Annotated in this window: 15 protein-coding genes; 7 read left to right on the top strand and 8 right to left on the bottom strand. The window is 69.7% G+C overall.

The window, feature by feature from the left end; genetic code table 11:
• The first annotated feature begins 591 nt into the window (after nucleotides 1-591).
• Nucleotides 592-1,473 (top strand): outer membrane lipoprotein, encoded by an 882-nt coding sequence (locus NBY65_RS03880; RefSeq protein ID WP_162530747.1) that lies wholly within the window; start codon nucleotides 592-594, stop codon nucleotides 1,471-1,473.
• Nucleotides 1,474-1,513: 40 nt separating this feature from the next.
• On the opposite strand, the gene NBY65_RS03875 is transcribed toward NBY65_RS03880, so the two are convergent.
• From NBY65_RS03875 to speB, 3 genes are all read right to left on the bottom strand, one after another.
• Nucleotides 1,514-2,260 carry a tyrosine-protein phosphatase gene (locus NBY65_RS03875; protein ID WP_162530748.1) on the bottom strand — a complete coding sequence of 249 codons (747 nt, stop codon included), beginning with the start codon at nucleotides 2,258-2,260 and terminating at the stop codon, nucleotides 1,514-1,516.
• 117 nt (nucleotides 2,261-2,377) lie between these two features.
• Nucleotides 2,378-3,571, bottom strand: a complete 1,194-nt coding sequence (locus tag NBY65_RS03870; protein WP_150043147.1) for a type III PLP-dependent enzyme — start codon at nucleotides 3,569-3,571, stop codon at nucleotides 2,378-2,380.
• Between the two features lie 390 nt (nucleotides 3,572-3,961).
• A complete protein-coding gene (gene speB / locus NBY65_RS03865; RefSeq protein ID WP_150043148.1) occupies nucleotides 3,962-4,843 on the bottom strand; it encodes an agmatinase in 882 nt (293 codons plus the stop codon).
• A gap of 125 nt (nucleotides 4,844-4,968) precedes the next feature.
• Here speB and NBY65_RS03860 point away from each other — a divergent pair, with 125 nt between their 5' ends.
• Nucleotides 4,969-6,000 carry a lactonase family protein gene (locus NBY65_RS03860; protein WP_150043149.1) on the top strand — a complete coding sequence of 344 codons (1,032 nt, stop codon included), beginning with the start codon at nucleotides 4,969-4,971 and terminating at the stop codon, nucleotides 5,998-6,000.
• Between the two features lie 162 nt (nucleotides 6,001-6,162).
• Here the strand turns inward: NBY65_RS03860 and NBY65_RS03855 are convergent, their stop codons facing one another.
• Entirely contained in the window at nucleotides 6,163-6,822 is a 660-nt protein-coding gene (locus NBY65_RS03855; protein ID WP_150043150.1) for an HAD-IA family hydrolase, read from the bottom strand.
• Between the two features lie 122 nt (nucleotides 6,823-6,944).
• Between NBY65_RS03855 and glmU the strand changes: the two genes are divergently transcribed.
• Both glmU and glmS read left to right on the top strand, forming a co-directional pair.
• The gene (glmU, locus tag NBY65_RS03850) at nucleotides 6,945-8,267 is read left to right on the top strand and encodes a bifunctional UDP-N-acetylglucosamine diphosphorylase/glucosamine-1-phosphate N-acetyltransferase GlmU (RefSeq protein WP_150043151.1); all 1,323 of its coding nucleotides are present in this window, start codon (nucleotides 6,945-6,947) and stop codon (nucleotides 8,265-8,267) included.
• Between the two features lie 20 nt (nucleotides 8,268-8,287).
• Complete coding sequence (glmS, locus tag NBY65_RS03845; protein ID WP_150043152.1) at nucleotides 8,288-10,111, top strand: glutamine--fructose-6-phosphate transaminase (isomerizing); 1,824 nt, start codon at nucleotides 8,288-8,290, stop codon at nucleotides 10,109-10,111.
• Nucleotides 10,112-10,150: 39 nt separating this feature from the next.
• On the opposite strand, the gene NBY65_RS03840 is transcribed toward glmS, so the two are convergent.
• The 4 genes from NBY65_RS03840 to NBY65_RS03825 form a co-directional block, all read right to left on the bottom strand.
• Entirely contained in the window at nucleotides 10,151-10,903 is a 753-nt protein-coding gene (locus tag NBY65_RS03840; protein WP_150043153.1) for a TylF/MycF/NovP-related O-methyltransferase, read from the bottom strand.
• 324 nt (nucleotides 10,904-11,227) lie between these two features.
• Nucleotides 11,228-11,407, bottom strand: a complete 180-nt coding sequence (gene pufA, locus NBY65_RS03835; RefSeq protein WP_150043154.1) for a light-harvesting antenna LH1, alpha subunit — start codon at nucleotides 11,405-11,407, stop codon at nucleotides 11,228-11,230.
• 13 nt (nucleotides 11,408-11,420) lie between these two features.
• Nucleotides 11,421-11,558: a light-harvesting antenna LH1, beta subunit gene (gene pufB, locus NBY65_RS03830; RefSeq protein ID WP_150043155.1), complete on the bottom strand. Its 138-nt coding sequence runs from the start codon at nucleotides 11,556-11,558 to the stop codon at nucleotides 11,421-11,423.
• A gap of 323 nt (nucleotides 11,559-11,881) precedes the next feature.
• Nucleotides 11,882-12,052 carry a hypothetical protein gene (locus tag NBY65_RS03825; protein ID WP_162530749.1) on the bottom strand — a complete coding sequence of 57 codons (171 nt, stop codon included), beginning with the start codon at nucleotides 12,050-12,052 and terminating at the stop codon, nucleotides 11,882-11,884.
• Nucleotides 12,053-12,169: 117 nt separating this feature from the next.
• On the opposite strand from NBY65_RS03825, the gene gabD reads away from it, so the two are divergent.
• The 3 genes from gabD to NBY65_RS03810 all read left to right on the top strand — a co-directional run bounded on the left by gabD (nucleotide 12,170) and on the right by NBY65_RS03810 (nucleotide 16,815).
• On the top strand, nucleotides 12,170-13,648 hold the full coding sequence (gene gabD / locus NBY65_RS03820; protein WP_150043156.1) for an NADP-dependent succinate-semialdehyde dehydrogenase: 1,479 nt from the start codon (nucleotides 12,170-12,172) through the stop codon (nucleotides 13,646-13,648).
• 62 nt (nucleotides 13,649-13,710) lie between these two features.
• Nucleotides 13,711-15,150 (top strand): glutathione-disulfide reductase, encoded by a 1,440-nt coding sequence (gorA, locus tag NBY65_RS03815; RefSeq protein WP_150043157.1) that lies wholly within the window; start codon nucleotides 13,711-13,713, stop codon nucleotides 15,148-15,150.
• Between the two features lie 279 nt (nucleotides 15,151-15,429).
• Nucleotides 15,430-16,815, top strand: a complete 1,386-nt coding sequence (locus NBY65_RS03810; protein WP_250265631.1) for a class II 3-deoxy-7-phosphoheptulonate synthase — start codon at nucleotides 15,430-15,432, stop codon at nucleotides 16,813-16,815.
• Nucleotides 16,816-16,821 lie beyond the last annotated feature (6 nt).

Genomic DNA, 16,821 nt, shown 5'->3' with positions numbered 1-16,821 from the left:
CCAAGGTTCGAGTCCTTCTGTGCCCGTCGCCTTTTCCGACAAGAGTCAAAAAGTCGGGTCGGGTCGGGTCCCGGGGCCGGGGCCATCGATGCGCGTGCTTCCTCTGCCGATGCCGAACGTTTCCACCCTTTTGACGGGTCGCGGACGACCCATCAGGCAGAATCAGCCATCTGCCGGCTCCCGCAGTGCAGGTCGAATGCGTGGGCACAAGATCCGGCACCTGATCGGGAATTGCGCTGGCGGATCGGTTCGCCCGTCGGTCTGCCTTGCACCGTGGATCGGAGGCTGATCGGGGGGCACGCTGGCATTGGCGGAGATGATGACCCGGGTCGCATGCCGACCGCTACCATTTTTGATTTGTAACAAGGGGGCGGGCATGGCCGACAGGTTCGCTTGGCCGGTGTGGTCGATCTTGCCAACCGATCGCGTGAGCGTGGGCAATGAAGCCTGCCACAGGCGACCGCTTTTCTTGCGGCATGTGCCAGGAGGTGGCCTGCAATATCTCGCTGACAGCAATGAGCTGTTCACGAACATGACATCCGCCGCCGGATCGGCTATCCAATAGATTGCGACCGCAAGGGATGTCCCATCTTGACCAGACATGTCCACTCGATCGTTTCCTCGCTGCTGCTCGTGACTGTCATTGCGGCATGCGCGCCGGACTATTCGCCGAACACCTACAATCCCGGCGCTGTCCAGCAGGCCAACAAGGCCGAGCAAGGGGTCATCGTGGGCGTGCGGCAGGTGGCGGTGCAGGCATCGGGCACGACGGGGGCCGTCACCGGTGCCGCCGCGGGTGGCATCGTCGGGTCGCAGATCGGCTCCGGCGGCACGGCCGCGGCCTTTGGCTCGCTCGGGGGCGGCCTGCTCGGCGGGCTCATCGGCACCGGCGTGGAGCATGCCACCGGCGATACCAATGCCTGGGAATACATCGTGCGCAAGGGCAACGGGGAACTGGTCTCGGTTACCCAGAAGGACGACCCGCCGCTGGCGATCGGGCAACGCGTGCTGGTGATCGCCGGCAATCAGGCGCGCATCGTCGCCGACTACACGGTCAACCTGCCGCCGGTGCCGCCCAAAGAGGCAGCCAAGGACGCCCCCAAGGATCCGCAGACAGTGCCGTCGGCGTCCACCACCCCGGCGACGCAAGCTGCCACGGAAGCCCCGGCCTCCGCGCCTGCGCCTGCACCTGCGGCAGCGACCCCGCCGGCCGCCGCTGCGGCCACACCCGCGACAGCGCCTGCGGAATCGAGCGCGCCGGCCACGAATGCGCCCCCCTCCGGCGCCCCCACGGCAGCCTCCACCAGTTCGACCCCGGCGACCGTGGCGGCTGCACCGGCCGGGTCGGATGCCGCCCCGGCAACAACCGCCAGAACCGGCCCAACACCACTGACGCCGCCCTTGCCGACGGGTTCCTCCACGCCCGCGACGACGCAGACGGCGACTCCCGCGACGACGCCCTCCGCGCAGTGATCCCGGGCGGCGTGGCGGCCCCGTTGCCCGCGGGCGTGGATCAGTCGATCAACGCCGCACGCAGCCGGTCGCACCGCGCGGCATCGAGACCGATGCGCTCGTCCAGATAGGCGGCAAGCGAGCCATGCGCCTCGCGGATGGCCGCGAAGACGCCATCGATCAGCTCGACATGGACGCGCAGCAGCACGTCGGCGATCGCCGGCGGCAGCGAGGCGGCAACTTCGGGATCGCCGCGCCAAAGCCGGTTGGTGGCGATGTAGTCGGCGCGGATCGCTTCCCACTCCACCCCGAGGGCGGCCAGCAGCAAGGCCGCGCCGAAGCCGGTGCGGTCCTTGCCGGCGGTGCAGTGGAACAGCAGGGGGCGGCGCGTCTCCTGCAGCAACAGCCCGAACAAATCAGCGTAACGATGCGCCCAGTCGAAGGCATAGGCCGCATAGGCCCGGTGCATTACCCCGATCGCCGCCTCCGGCGCGGCGGCGATGTCATGCAGCGAGGCCCCCAGCGACGGATCGATCGGCAGGAACCGCACCTCCACGCCCGGCAGCGCATCGAGCCGCGACGGCCAGCGCACCCGTTCCTTTTCCCCGCGCAGGTCTACCACCGTACGCAGGAAGCTGTCGGTCAGCACCCTTGCATCGGCATCGGTCAGGCGGCCGAGCGAGGCGGAGCGGAACACCTGGCCAAAGCGCACCCGCCCCCCGCCGGCGACCGGCCAGCCCCCCAGGTCGCGAAGATTGGTTACGCCCTCGAGCGCGAGGCAGCGGGGCAGGTCGGCGTGATCGCTCACGGGTGGAAACTCCGGCACTTGGACGTGGCGGCACAGTAGCGGGCGCGGCGGCGCCGTCCCAGGTTCCTCGCAGGTCTCGTGCCGCCGGGCCGGGACGCCGTGCCCCGGCCCGGTCGATCAGTCCCGTGCCGGCAGCATCGGCGGGTCGCGGACCTCGACGGTGCGGATCGCATCGAAGCCGTTGAAGCCGGTGCGCAGGCAGCCGCCATAGGCGCCGAGCTGGCCGATCTCGATCCAGTCGCCCTCGGCGACATCCGCGGGCAGCGGGAAGGGGCCCGCCATGCGGTCGGCGGAATCGCAGGTCGGCCCGAACAGCATGTAGTCGCACGACGCGGCGGCGGCGGGCGGGCCGTCGGGACGCAGCAGGCGCGCGGGAAAGCGGAAGCCCGGCGCGCCCGCATCCGACAGGCTGCCATAGACGCCATCCGTCACGTACAGCGCATCGCCCCGGCGCAGCAGCACCTGCACCACCACCGATGCACCGCCCGCGACCAGCGCACGGCCGGGCTCGGCCCACAGCCGGGGCAGGTACGGCAGGTCGAGCGCGTCCAGGCTGGCCTCGATCTCGGCGAAGAAGGCGCCGAGCGGCAGCGGAGTCTCCATGCCGGGATAGGCAGCCGGAAACCCGCCGCCCACGTCGATCACGTCCACCGCCACGCCCGCGCGCGCGATCACCGCGCCGGCGAGCCGCATCGCCTCGCGCCAGGCCAGCGGATCGAGGCACTGCGAACCGACATGGAAACAGAGGCCGAGGCGGGCGGCATGCGGACGGGCGGCCCGCAGCAGCGCGGCGGCGTCTTCCAGCGGCGCACCGAACTTGCCGGTGAGGTCATAGACGGCGCGGCCGCGCGGCAAAGCGAGCCGGACGAACAGGCCGAGATCCTCACCCGCGACGGTTTCCGCGCGGATCTTGGCGAGTTCATCGGCATGGTCGAGCGCGTAGTCGCGCACCCCCGCTTCCCAGGCGGCCCGGATCGCCGGGCGGGACTTCACCGGGTGCATGAAGTGGATCGCCGCCTCGGGGAACAGGCTGCGCACCAGCGCCACTTCCTGCGCCGAGGCGCAGTCGAAATGGCGCACGCCGCCGTCCCAGACCGCGCGCAGCACGGCGGGCTCGGGGTTGCACTTCACGGCGTACATGACGTCGCCGGGGAAGCCGGCGACGAAGGCGGCGGTGTCGGTGGTGATGGTGGCCGGGCGCAGGCAGTGCAACGGCGCTTCCGGCCGCTCGACCGCGACCAGGTCGGCAACGGCAGGCAGCAGGGCGGCGGGCGCAGGGCGGGGGGCGGTGCGCAGGCGGAGCAGGTCCATCGAAGCAGTCCTCGCATCACGAGAGGCATCGCCCGGCGGTCAGGGCCGGACGACGGATCAGGCGGTGTGGGGGCCAGGTGCGGCGCGCAATGGCGCGGCGGACCGGGCGGCGGTGCGATGCCGCTAACTTCGAAGGGGAAGCATCGCGGCGGACCGGGCGGACAACATAGGCGGTTCCCTTGCGACCCCGGCCCATTCTGGTGGCCGGGTCCATCGAAAAGGACGCGTTACGTCGTTGCTGTGCCCCGGCGGGGCTCACGGCACGTGCGATGCGTCAAGTCCTTCCTCCCCATAGGGAAGAAGCAGCGCGCATATAGCGACGATGGCGGGCGAATGCCATGCAAAACGCGAGGGTCCGGGGGCGGGTGGGGGCATGGCTCCCCACCCGGCTCAGGCGACCAGCGCCAAGTACTCCCAGACCATGGTGGCGGCGGCCAGGGCGGTGATCTCGGCGCTGTCGTAGGCTGGGGCCACCTCCATCACGTCCATGCCGACCCAGTCAAGCCCCTCCAGCCGGCGCAGGATCGCCTGGGCCTGCCAGGAGGCCAGCCCGCCGATCTCCGGCGTCCCGGTGCCCGGGGCGAAGGCGGGGTCGAGCGCGTCGATGTCGAAGCTCAGATAGACCGGCTGCTCGCCCACCACGGCGCGGACATGCGCGGCGATGGCGGCCGGGCCGGCCTCGTGCACGTCCTGCGCCGAGAGCACCGTGACCTCCTGGTTGCGGGTCCAGTCCATCACCTCGTTCGCCACCGGCGAGCGGATGCCGATCTGCACCATCCGCCGCGGGTCCACCAGGCGCTCGGCGATGGCGTGGTAGAACACCGAGCCATGCGCGAGCGGCTGGCCGAAATTGTCCGGCCAGGTGTCCACATGCGCGTCGAAATGCACAAGGCCGAGCGGTCCGCCGCGCCGGGCAAGCGCGCGCAGCAGCGCCAGCGTCATCCCGTGATCGCCGCCGAGCGCGATCAGGTGCGGGATGGAAGCGGCCTGTTGCTCGATGGTGGCGAGCGTGGCCGCGATGTCGCCCAGCGCCACGGCGAAATCGCCGGCATCGGCGAGATCCAGCTCCGCCGGGTCGGTGCGGAACACCGGATGCGCGCCGTCCACCAGCATGCGGCTGGCCCGGCGGATGGCCTGCGGGCCGTCGCGCGCACCGGCGCGGTTGGTGGTGCCGGCATCGAAGGGGATGCCGGCCACGGTGAAACGTCCGACCCCGGTGCGGGGGGTACCCAGGAAGGTCGGTGGGATCGCGAAGGTAGGGGGTCCGGCCATGGTGCCAGGGTGCCGTTCGCCGTGCGCCCGGTCCAGTGCGAAGACGGCCTGCGCAACGGCGCCGGTTGGCTGGATGAACGCCGGTCCCTGTGTCAGGCTCGTCGCCAAAAGAGGGGAGAGACCGCATGACACGCCAGATCGCCTATGTGTCCTGCGCCGCCGAGAGCGCCATCGTCCTTTTCGGGCTGGATGGGGACAGCGGCGCGCTCATCCCGCGCGGGCGCGTCCGGGTGCCGGGCCCGACCGACCCGGTGCCTACCTCCATGGCGCTGGCGCTGAGCCCCGACCGGCGCGCCCTTTACGCCGCCTGCCGCAATCCGCCCTTCCCGGTCTCGGCCTTCGCCATCGGCGATGACGGGGGGCTGACCCTGACCGGCACCGGCCATCTGGCCGCTTCCATGGCGTATCTCGCCACCGACCGCAGCGGACGGTTCCTGTTGGGGGCGTCCTATCACGGCGCCCGGCTCGCGGTGACGCCGGTCGGCGCCGATGGCGTGCCGGGGGAGCCGGTGGCGGTGCTGGTCACGCCGCCGAAGGCGCACAGCATCCTGCCCGATCCGGAGAACCGCGCGGTCTATGCGGCGGTGCTGGGCGGGGACGTCATCCTGCGCCAGCCCTTCGATCCGGCTACGGGCGCGCTGGGGACAGTGCCGGTGCCGGTCGCGCGCAGCGCCGCCGGCGCGGGGCCGCGGCATCTGCGCTTCGCCCGGGGCGGGACGCTGCTCTATTGCGTCAACGAGCTGGACGCGACCCTGACCACCTACGCGCGCGACCCGGCGGGCGGGGTGCTGACCGAACTGCAGTCGCTGCGTCTGGTGCCGCCGCCGGCATCCGGCACGCCCCTGGCCGGGGCCGACCTGCATCTCACGCCCGACGAACGCTTCCTCTATGCCAGCGAGCGGTCCTGCAACGTGCTGTGCGGGTTCCGGCTGCGCGAGGACGGCACGCTGGAGGCGCTCGGCAGCGTGGCGGCCGAGCCGGTGCCACGCGGCTTCGCCATCACGCCGGACGGGCGGTTCCTGCTGTGCGCGGGGCAGCAGAGCGGGGCGGTCGCGAGCTACCGGATCGACCCGGAGAGCGGCGCCTTGTCGCGCTGCGCGGCGGCGGCGGCGGGCGGCAATGCCACCTGGATCGAGATCGTGGCCCTGCCGGGCTGACCGGGCGCCATCGGCGGGGCGTTGCCCCGCGCCCCACCAGGGGCTCTGCCCCTGGACCTCGCCAAGGGCTTCGCCCTTGGAACCCATGATTCTGTGCCGCGCAGCGCGAATGGGATCCAAGGGCCTTGTGGCCCTTGGCAGGTCCAGGGCAGCGCCCTGGCCTTACTTTTTCTGATCCAGCAGCCGCGCCGCGATCTCCGGCAACTCCGAGAACCGTGCCGCCACCGCGTTCGCCGTCTGTCCCACCTCCGCCGATCCATAGCCCCAGGCGGCGAAGATCGCTGGCATGCCCAACCCCTTCGCCGCCAGCACGTCGTTGTGGTGATCCCCCGCCATCACCGCCTGCGCGGGTGTGCCCCCGGCGGCCGTCAGCGTCGCCAGCAGATGCGCCGGATCGGGCTTGCGGACTGGGAAACTGTCTCCTCCGCCGATCGCCGCGAAGAACCGTGCCAGCCCCAGCGCCCCCAGCAGCGTGCGTGCCGGCGCCTCCGGCTTGTTGGTGCACACCGCCAGGCGCCACCCCAGGTCGGTGAGGCGTTGCAGGGTTTCCGGCACGTCGGGGAAGGCGCGGGTGTGCACCGCGGCGTTGGCGCCGTAATCGGCGAGGAAATCAGCCAGCGCCGTCGCGTCCGGGCTGCGGCCGCGCGCGGCGAAGGCGCGCTGCAGCAGCACGCCCGCGCCGTCACCCACCATCCGCATGACCTCCGGCTCGGGGAAGCCGGGGAGGTCCCGCGTCGCCATCAGCCGGTTCAGCGCTGCCGTCAGGTCGGGCACTGAATCCACCAGGGTGCCGTCGAGGTCGAGTACCAGAGTACGGGTCATGCAGGGTCCATCCGGGCAGGCGGGGGGAGTATTGCGGGGCGAAATCAATTTTGACCCTGCCGGCCATCCTGCAAGGCCGTTGTCCTTTGACAGCCGCGCGGCCCCGCCGCTACCCCAGGCGCATGAACTCCGCAACCGCCGTGCTGCTTGCCGCGGGTCTTGGCACCCGCATGAAGTCGGCCCTGCCGAAGGCTCTGCATCCGATCGCCGGGCGACCGATGCTTTGCCACCTGATTGATAGCTGCGCCACCGTGTTCGACCGCATCGTGGTGGTGGTCGGCCCGGAGATGGAGGCGCTCGCCAAGGTTGCCGCCCCGCATCCGGTGGTGGTGCAGCAGGAGCGACTCGGCACCGCCCATGCCGCGCGCCAGGCCGCCGCTTTGTTCGGCGACGGCGACGTGGCGGTGCTCTATGCCGATAACCCGCTGATCACGCCCGCCACGCTGCAACGCCTGCGCGACCGGCGCGCCGCCGGTGACGCGGGGCTCGCCTTGCTGGCCATGCGTCCGCAGGATCCGGGCCGCTACGGCCGGGTGATCGGCCGCGACGGCTTCGTCGATCGCATAGTCGAATGGGCCGACGCCTCGCCCGAGGAACGCAGCGTCGGGTTGTGCAATGCCGGTGTGCTGTGCGCGGATGCGGCGCGGATGCGGGGCTGGCTCGACGCCGTCCGCAACGACAACGCCAAGGGCGAGTACTACCTGACCGACGTGGTGGCGCTCGCCCGGGCCGAGGGCGCCCTGGTCGCCGCGGTGGAAGCGCCGGAGGCGGAACTGCGCGGCATCAATTCCCGTGCCGAGCTGGCGGAGGCCGAGGCGGTGGTGCAGGCGCGGTTGCGCGTGGCGGCGATGGAGGCGGGGGTGACCCTGACCGATCCCGCCAGCGTGTTCTTCTGTGCCGACACCCGGCTGGCGGCGGATGTCACGATCGGCCCCAACGTGGTGTTCGGCCGTGGCGTGACCGTCGAGGCCGGGGCGGAGATCCGCGCCTTCAGCCATCTGGAAGGCTGCCATGTCGGCCCGGGGGCGGAGATCGGCCCCTTCGCCCGGCTGCGTCCGGGCACGGTGGTGCGCGCCCGTGCCCGCGTCGGCAATTTCGTCGAGCTCAAGGGCACCTTGCTCGGCGAGGGCGCCAAGGCCAACCACCTGAGCTATCTGGGCGATGCCGAGATCGGGGCCGGCAGCAACATCGGTGCCGGCACCATCACCTGCAATTATGACGGCTTCGGCAAGTACCGCACGGTGATCGGGGAGGGGGCGTTTGTCGGCTCGGACTCCATCCTCGTCGCGCCAGTAACGATCGGCAACGGCGCCCTGATCAGCGCCGGCAGCGTGATCACGCAGGACGTGTCGGCGGATGCGATGGCCTTCGGCCGCGCGCCGCAGGTCGAAAAGCCGGGCCGGGCCGCTGCCTTCCGCGCCCGGCACAAGCAAGCGAAATCCTGAACAGCGGAGAACACGGACGCATGTGTGGGATCGTGGGCGTCATCGGGTCGCGACCGGCGGCGCCGCTGTTGCTGGAGGCGCTGCGGCGCCTGGAATACCGCGGCTATGACAGCGCCGGCATCGCCACGCTGGTGAACGGCCATATCGAGCGGCGGCGCGCGCCGGGCAAGCTGCTCAACCTGGCCGATGCGCTGGCGCGCGAGGAACTCGCCGGCACCACCGGCATCGGCCATACCCGCTGGGCCACCCATGGTGCCCCCACCGAGGCCAATGCGCATCCGCATGGCACCGCGCGGGTCTCGGTGGTGCATAACGGGATCATCGAGAACCACGCGGAGCTGCGCGCCGAGCTGGAAGCGGCGGGCCAGCAATTCCGCACGGAAACCGATACCGAGACGGTGGCGCAACTGGTCGACCTGCTGCTCGCCCGTGGCGCGACTCCGGTGGAAGCCGCTGCCGCGGCGCTGCGCCGGCTGGAGGGCGCCTATGCGCTCGCCATGATCTTCGCCGGCCATTCCGAGCTGATGATCGGGGCCCGTCACGGCGCGCCGCTGGCGGTGGGGTTCGGCGAGGGGGCCATGTACGTGGGCAGCGACGCGCTGGCGCTCGCCCCGCTCACCCAGCGCATCGCCTATCTCGAGGATGGCGACTGGGCGGTGGTGTCGCGCGAGGGCGCGACCTTCTTCGATGCCGAGGGCACGGAAGTGACGCGCGAGATCAAGCGCACCGCCGTGTCCGGCGCCGCCGTGGGCAAGGGCAACTACCGCCACTTCATGGAGAAGGAGCTGCACGAGCATCCCGCGGTGCTCGGCGACACGCTGCGCCAGATGGTCAATCCCGGCACGCGCGCGGTGGTGCTGCCGGAGCTGCCGTTCGATCTGGCCGGGATCTCGCGCGTCACCATCACCGCCTGCGGCTCGGCTTTCTATGCCGGGTTGGTCGGGCGCTACTGGTTCGAGAGCATCGCCCGCATCCCCACCGATGGTGATGTCGCCTCCGAATTCCGCTACCGCGCGCCGCCGCTGCCGCAGGGCGGGCTCGGGCTGCTGGTCAGCCAGTCCGGCGAGACCGCCGACACGCTCGCCGCGCTGCGTTACCTGAAGGCGCAGGGCCAGCACGTGCTCTCGGTGGTCAATGTCGAGGAAAGCAGCATGGCCCGCGAGAGCGATGCGGTGCTGCAGACCGTGGCGGGGCCGGAGATCGGCGTTGCCAGCACCAAGGCCTTCACCGCGCAGCTTGCCGTGCTGGCCTGCCTCGCGCTCGCTGCCGGCCGGGCCCGCGGTACGCTGTCGGCTGCGCAGGAAGCGGCGATGACGCAGGCCCTGCTTGAGGTGCCCGGGCGTGCCGCCGAGATCCTGGAGCATGACGCGGCGATCCGCCGCATCGCCGCGCGCATCGCCAAGGCGCGCGACGTGCTGTATCTCGGCCGCGGCAACTGCTTCCCGATTGCCCTGGAAGGCGCGCTGAAGCTGAAGGAAATCAGCTACATCCACGCCGAGGGCTATGCTGCGGGCGAGATGAAGCACGGGCCGATCGCGCTGATTGACCCAACGGTGCCGGTGATCGCCACGGTGCCGTCGGGGCCGCTGTTCGAGAAAACGGCGAGCAACCTGCAGGAGGCGGCGGCGCGCGGCGGTCAGGTGATCGTGTTCAGCGATGCGGCCGGGGCGGCGAAGCTGCAGGGAATCGCGGCGGAAACGATCGTGATGCCGGCGGTCGATCCGTTCGTGGCGCCGATCCTGTACGCGATCCCGGTGCAGTTGCTCGCCTATCACGTGGCGGTGCTGAAGGGCACGGATGTCGACCAGCCACGCAACCTGGCCAAGAGCGTGACGGTCGAATGAAGGACGGGGCAGGCCGGCCGCGCGGCCGGCCTGCCTTCTTCACGATGCGGATTGTCGGGGCGTCGTGCGCCGGCGCAGCAGCGCGTTCGGAGAGGTCGCCATCATTTCCATCTCCGGATGGGCCGCGAGGAACGCATCGGTGGCGCTGCGGCAGCCGCCATAATCCTCGTAGTCATCGATGACGATCGCCGCACCCGGCGACAGGCGTGGCAGCAGCGATGCCAGGATATGCGCGACCGGGTCATGCCAATCGCAATCGATATGCGCGAAGGCCACCTGGTCCGGCAGGGTGGCCGGCACGGTTTCCTCGAACCGGCCCTGCACCAGCGTGACGCTGTGGCCATCCACCGGTACACCAAAGCTGGCAAGCCGGCCTGACACTTCCCCCATCAGGTCGTTGCGGTAGCCATAGTAAAGCTGGCCGCCGATTCCCGCGGAATGACCGGAAGTGATCTCGGCATAGCGCTGGTGGGCGGCCTGCGGGTCCTTCGCGCCCGGCGGTGGAATCAGGCCGAACACGTCATAGCCGAGGAAACGCCGCTGTCCGCGGACATGGCGCGCGATCATGATCGCCGAGCCGCCGAGCGCCACGCCGAACTCGAGCGCCTCGCCCGGCACATTGTCCCGCTGCAGTCGTTTGAGTTCCTGCCTGATCCGCAGCAGGCGCTCGGCCGAAAGGTAGGTGAGCCCGCCGCGGCGAACCATCACGCCGATGCGGCCGAGGCGGGCCGCCAGGGTGGCCTTGCGCAGAAATCCCCCGACATCGGGGATGGGCCGTGGTGCTGCGTCCATGGCCGTCACCTCGCATTTCCCCCTACGGCCCGACGGTCTTGTCCGGCCGTGCTGACGCAATGCCAACGGGATGCCGAGGCGCGGGTTGCCGTTCTGTCAGTGTCTCAGGGAGGGGGCGGGAAGTCCTGCACGGGCTTCAAAGCGTGCAATCCTTCCGATTTGTGCTGATCTGGCAGTCATGGGCCGTTGCATTGACCCAAATGTGATGGTGTTTACTGAATGTATTCAGAAAGGCAAATTTCGCGATCTGTCAAAAACGACGATGGCGGGAAGAGCCCTGAAAGCTCTGCCCGCCATTTGTAGCAAGATGCGCTGAAGCGCTTCTTACTTCGCCGCGACGGTCTTAACCGGCCCGTTGATCCAGTTGAACTTGGGCTGGGAGACAACGGCGAAATGCACGGCGATCGCGACCACGAGGGCGGCAATCCAGATCACCGGCAGCCAAACCTTCGGGTTCAGAACCAGCCAGATCTTGTAGTCGTTCTTGATGGGATCGTACTGCATGGGATGCTTCTCCTCAGAACCAGGGCTTCCAGACCCACACGAGCAGGTGCGCAACCGCGGCGACGCCGAGGAAGGCCGAGAAGGTGGTCTTGAACTGGTTGTGGAATTCCTGGGCTTCGTCGTCGGTGAGGCCCGACAGGCTGTTCGCCATGGTTAATCCTCTCTTAATTGGGTGTTGTAGCTACCGCCGAAATCAAGAGGCACGACCATTGTCGAGAGGTAACGCCCGACAAGACCATCACCCGCGGACATTCGGCGCTCAGCTCGTGAACACGGATGGAGAGTAGATTGCCGGCCTGTAATGTGTCAATCCGCTTTTACGCCTGAGGCGTCATTTTCTGTGGACAGTTCTTGACGCCCACGCATCGACACGTGAAATGCCCCGGCATCCCGCGTGCGCGGAGATGCCGGTCCCGGCAGGCCAGGTGTGGGAAAACGGGGGCCTGCTGGAACAGCCGCACCCGCCCCACAGCGTCAGAAGCGCAGGCCCGCGAAAAGCGCGCCACCGAGCGCCATCCCGCCGACCAGGGGCACGATCGCCAGCAACCATCTGTCCGGGCGGAGCGCGATCAGCGCACAGCCGAGCAGGAACGCCACGGTGGCGGCCAGCAGCAGCCACTGGGCGGAAATCTGATCCATCAGCATGATGGTTTCTTTTGGCACATCCGCGCGCGGAAGGCGAGGGATCGGCGGCCCCGCCCCCTGACATCCCCCGGTGATGGGGCTATCTGTCCGGCAACCACGCCACAAGGAGGGACCGCCATGCAGACCCCTGCCGCTTCGCTGCCGCTGAAGGATCCCACGCTCTTCCGCCAGGCCAACTACATCGACGGCAAATGGGTCCAGGCCGACAGCGGCAAGACCCTGGTGGTCGGGAATCCGGCCACCGGCGAGCCGATCGGGGCCGTGCCGGCCATGGGGGCGGCCGAAACCCGCCGGGCGATCGAAGCCGCCGACCGCGCCTTGCCGTCCTGGCGGGCGATGACGGCCAAGGAGCGTAGCGTCATCCTGCGCCGCCTTTACGAGCTGATGCTCGCCAATACCGAGGATCTCGCGGTCATCATGACCGCCGAGCAGGGCAAGCCGCTCGCCGAAAGCCGCGGCGAGATCGCCTATGCCGCCAGCTTCCTCGAATGGTTCGCCGAGGAAGGCAAGCGGGTCTATGGCGACGTGATCCCGCAGAACCTCAAGGGCCGGCGCATCCTCGTGCTGAAGGAGCCGATCGGGGTGTTCGCCTCGATCACGCCCTGGAATTTCCCGGCCGCCATGATCACCCGCAAGACCGGCCCGGGCTGGGCGGCGGGTTGCACCGGCGTGATCCGGCCCGCCAGCCAGACCCCGTTCTCGGCGCTGGCCATCGCCGCGCTGGCCGAGCGCGCGGGGATGCCGCCCGGCGTGTGCAACGTCATCACCGGCCCCTCCGGCGAGACCGGCACCGAACTGACATCCAACCCGCTGGTGCGCAAGCTGACCTTCACCGGCAGCACCGAGGTCGGGGCAAAGCTGCTGGCGATGTGCGCGCCGACCATCAAGAAGACCAGCATGGAACTGGGCGGCAATGCGCCCTTCATCGTGTTCGACGATGCCGACCTCGATGCCGCGGTGCAGGGCGCGATCGCCAGCAAGTACCGCAACACCGGGCAGACCTGCGTCTGCGCCAACCGCCTGCTGGTGCAGGAGGGCGTCTACGATGCCTTCGCCGCGAAGCTGAAGGTGGCGGTCGAGGCCCTGAAGGTCGGCAACGGCATGGAAGCCGGCGTCACCCAGGGGCCGCTGATCAATGCCGAGGCCGTCGCCAAGGTCGAGGCGCATATCGCCGACGCCCTGCAGCGCGGCGCCCGGGTGGTGACGGGCGGCAGGCGGCATGCCCTCGGCGGTAACTTCTTCGAACCCACCTTGCTCGCCGACGTGCCCGCGGATGCGGTGATCTTCCACGAGGAAACCTTCGGTCCGGTGGCCCCGCTGTTCCGCTTCGCCACGGAGGCCGAGGCGATCCGGCTGGCCAACGCCACCCCGTTCGGGCTCGCGTCGTATTTCTATGCCCGTGACATCGGCCGCATCTTCCGCGTCGCCGAGGCGCTGGAATACGGCATCATCGGCATCAACGAAGGCATCATCTCCACCGAAGTGGCGCCGTTCGGGGGCATGAAGGCGTCCGGCCTCGGCCGCGAGGGGTCCAAATACGGCATCGACGAGTACCTGGAGGTGAAGTACCTCGCCCTCGGCGGCATCGGTACGTAAGACTCCCCCGGCGTTCTGGAGACTCCCCCGGCGTTCTGGCGCACCGACAACGAGGCCCAAGCATGTCCTACGACTTCGACCTTTTCGTCATCGGCGGCGGTTCCGGGGGCGTCCGCTGCGCCCGCATCGCCGCGAGCCATGGCGCCCGTGTCGGCGTCGCCGAGGAGCGGTTCTGGGGTGGCACCTGCGTCAATGTCGGCTGCGTGCCGAAGAAGCTGCTGGTCATGGCGTCCGAATACGGCGCCGCCCTGCAGGACGCGCGCGGCTTCGGCTGGGACGTGCCGCCGGCGCGGCATGACTGGGCCGCGCTGATCGCCGCCAAGGATCACGAGATCACCCGGCTGAACGGCATCTATCGCCGCCTGCTCGAAGGCGCGGGCTGCACCATCTTCGACGCCCGCGCCACGTTCCTGGATGCCCATACCCTCGATGTCGGCGGCCGGCGGGTCACCGCCGGGCGGATCGTGGTGGCTACCGGCGGCGCCCCGGTGCGGCCGGATTTTCCGGGAGCTGCACACACCATCGTATCCGATGACGCTTTCTATCTGAAGGCATTGCCGCGCCGGATCGTCATCCTCGGCGGCGGCTATATCGCCGTGGAATTCGCCGGGCTGTTCGCCGGGCTCGGGGCGACGGTGGACCTTGTCTACCGCCAGCCTCTGCCGCTGCGCGGCTTCGACGAGGACCTGCGCACGGCACTGGCGGAAGCGATGGAAACCGGCGGCATCCGCCTGCATCCCGGCACCACCATCGCCTCGGTCACGGCCGCGGGCGAGGCGAAGCGGGTGGTGCTGGCGGATGGCACCGACATCGAGGCCGACCTGGTCTTCGTCGCCACCGGCCGGTTGCCCAATACGAAGGGACTCGGGCTGGACCGGGCCGGGGTGGCGACCGACGGCTTCGGCGCCGTGCTGGTGGAAGGCCAGGCGCAGACCTCCGTGCCGCATATCTTCGCCATCGGCGACGTCACCAACCGCCTGAACCTGACCCCCGTCGCCATTGCCGAAGGCCACGCGCTGGCCGAGCGCCTGTTCGGACCGGGACCGCGGGAATGGGTGCTGGATGCGGTCGCGACGGCGGTGTTCTCCTCGCCGCCGATCGGCACGGTCGGGATGACGGAGGAACAGGCGGCATTGCAGGGACCCGCCGACATCTACGTGACCCGGTTCACGCCGATGCGGCATACCCTGTCGGGGCGGCCGCGCCGGACGCTGATGAAACTGGTGGTCTGCCAGCAGACCCAGCGCGTGCTGGGCGCCCATATGCTGGGCGAGGATGCCCCGGAAATCATCCAGGGCCTGTCGATCGCCATCAACACCGGGGCCACCAAGCAGGATTTCGACCGCACCGTCGGCGTCCACCCGACCGCGGCCGAGGAATTCGTGACACTGCGCACGCGTACGCGGGTGGCACTGGCGCCCACGGTCGAGGAAGTGGACGCCACCGGCACCCCGGCCGAGGAAATGGGCGCGGCGGAAATGGGGGTGGGCGGCGGGGCCTGACGGGGCGTTGGCGGGGCGTTGCCCCGCGCCCCACCAGGGCGCTGCCCTGGACCTGCCAAGGGCTTCGCCCTTGGAACCCATGAATTTTCTTTGCCGCGCAGCGAGAATGGGGTGCAGGGGCCTTGTGGCCCCTGCCGGGTCGAGGGCAGAGCCCTCGCCTTGTCTTTCCCCGGCATGGGGGCCGGGCGCTGGCGAGAGTAGTCAACCGCCGTCATTCGAGGGATAACCGCCCCCTTACACCCGACCGGCGTCGGTCCGGTCCGGGCAGGAGCCATGCCGATGTCGACCACCTGGACCCCCGATTCCTGGCGCAGCCGCCCCATCCGGCAGGTCCCCGCTTATCCCGACCCTGCCGCCCTGGCCGCGGTGGAGGCGAAGCTGCGCGGTTACCCGCCGCTGGTCTTTGCCGGTGAGGTGCGCCGGCTCAAGGCGGCGCTGGCGCTGGCGGCCGAGGGGCGTGCCTTCGTCCTGCAGGGGGGCGATTGCGCCGAGAGCTTCCAGGACTTCACCGCCAACATCATCCGCGACACCTTCCGCGTGCTGCTGCAGATGGCGGTGGTGCTGACCTTCGGCGCCTCGGTCCCGGTGGTGAAGCTGGGCCGCATGGCCGGGCAGTTCGCCAAGCCGCGCTCCTCGGACACCGAGACCCGTGATGGCGAGACCCTGCCCTCGTACCGGGGCGACATCGTCAACGGCCCCGATTTCACGCCGGAAGCGCGGGTGCCCGATCCGCACCGGATGGAGATGGGCTATTTCCAGGCCGCCGGCACGCTCAACCTGCTGCGCGCCTTCGCCACCGGTGTCTATGCCGATCTGCACGAGGTGCATCGCTGGAACCTGGGCTTCGTCGCCCGCTCCCCGCTGGTCGAGCGCTACCAGGATCTCGCGCACCGCATCGACGAGACGCTGGCCTTCATGTCGGCCTGCGGCATTTTCTCCGGCACCACGCCGCAGATCCGCGAGACCGACTTCTTCACCAGCCACGAGGCGTTGCTGCTGCCTTACGAGCAGGCGCTGACCCGTGTCGATTCCACCTCGGGCGACTGGTACGGGTGCTCGGCGCATTTCCTGTGGATCGGCGACCGCACCCGCCAGCCGGACGGCGCGCATGTCGAGTTCATGCGGGGGCTGAAGAATCCGCTGGGGCTGAAGGTCGGTCCCTCCACTTCCGTGGACGACCTGCTGCGCCTGATCGACCTGCTCAATCCCGACGACGAGCCCGGACGGCTGACCCTGATCAGCCGCATGGGGGCGGAGAAGATCGCCACCTTCCTGCCGCCGCTGCTGCGCGCCGTGCATCGCGAGGGGCGGCGGGTGGTGTGGCTGTGCGATCCCATGCACGGCAACACCATTTCTTCCAACGCCGGGCTGAAGACCCGCAGCTTCGACGCGATCCTGGCCGAGGTGCGCGGCTTCTTCGATGCCCATGCCGCCGAGGGGACCTGGGCGGGCGGCGTTCACGTCGAGATGACCGGGCATGAAGTGACCGAATGCATCGGCGGCGCGCATGGCCTGACCATGATGGATCTGCCGGAGCGCTACGAGACGTTCTGCGACCCTCGCCTGAACGCCGAGCAATCGCTCGAACTCGCCTTCCTGATCGCCGAGGAGTTGAAGGCGCGCCGCCTGCCGTTCGACCGGGCGCCCTCCGCGGCGGCGCAGTAGAGCCGG

The sequence above is a fragment of the Rhodovastum atsumiense genome (genome assembly GCF_937425535.1).
Lineage (GTDB): Bacteria > Pseudomonadota > Alphaproteobacteria > Acetobacterales > Acetobacteraceae > Rhodovastum > Rhodovastum atsumiense.
The sequence above is the reverse complement of the archived record's forward strand: the minus strand, read 5'-3'. Positions and strand labels throughout refer to the sequence as shown.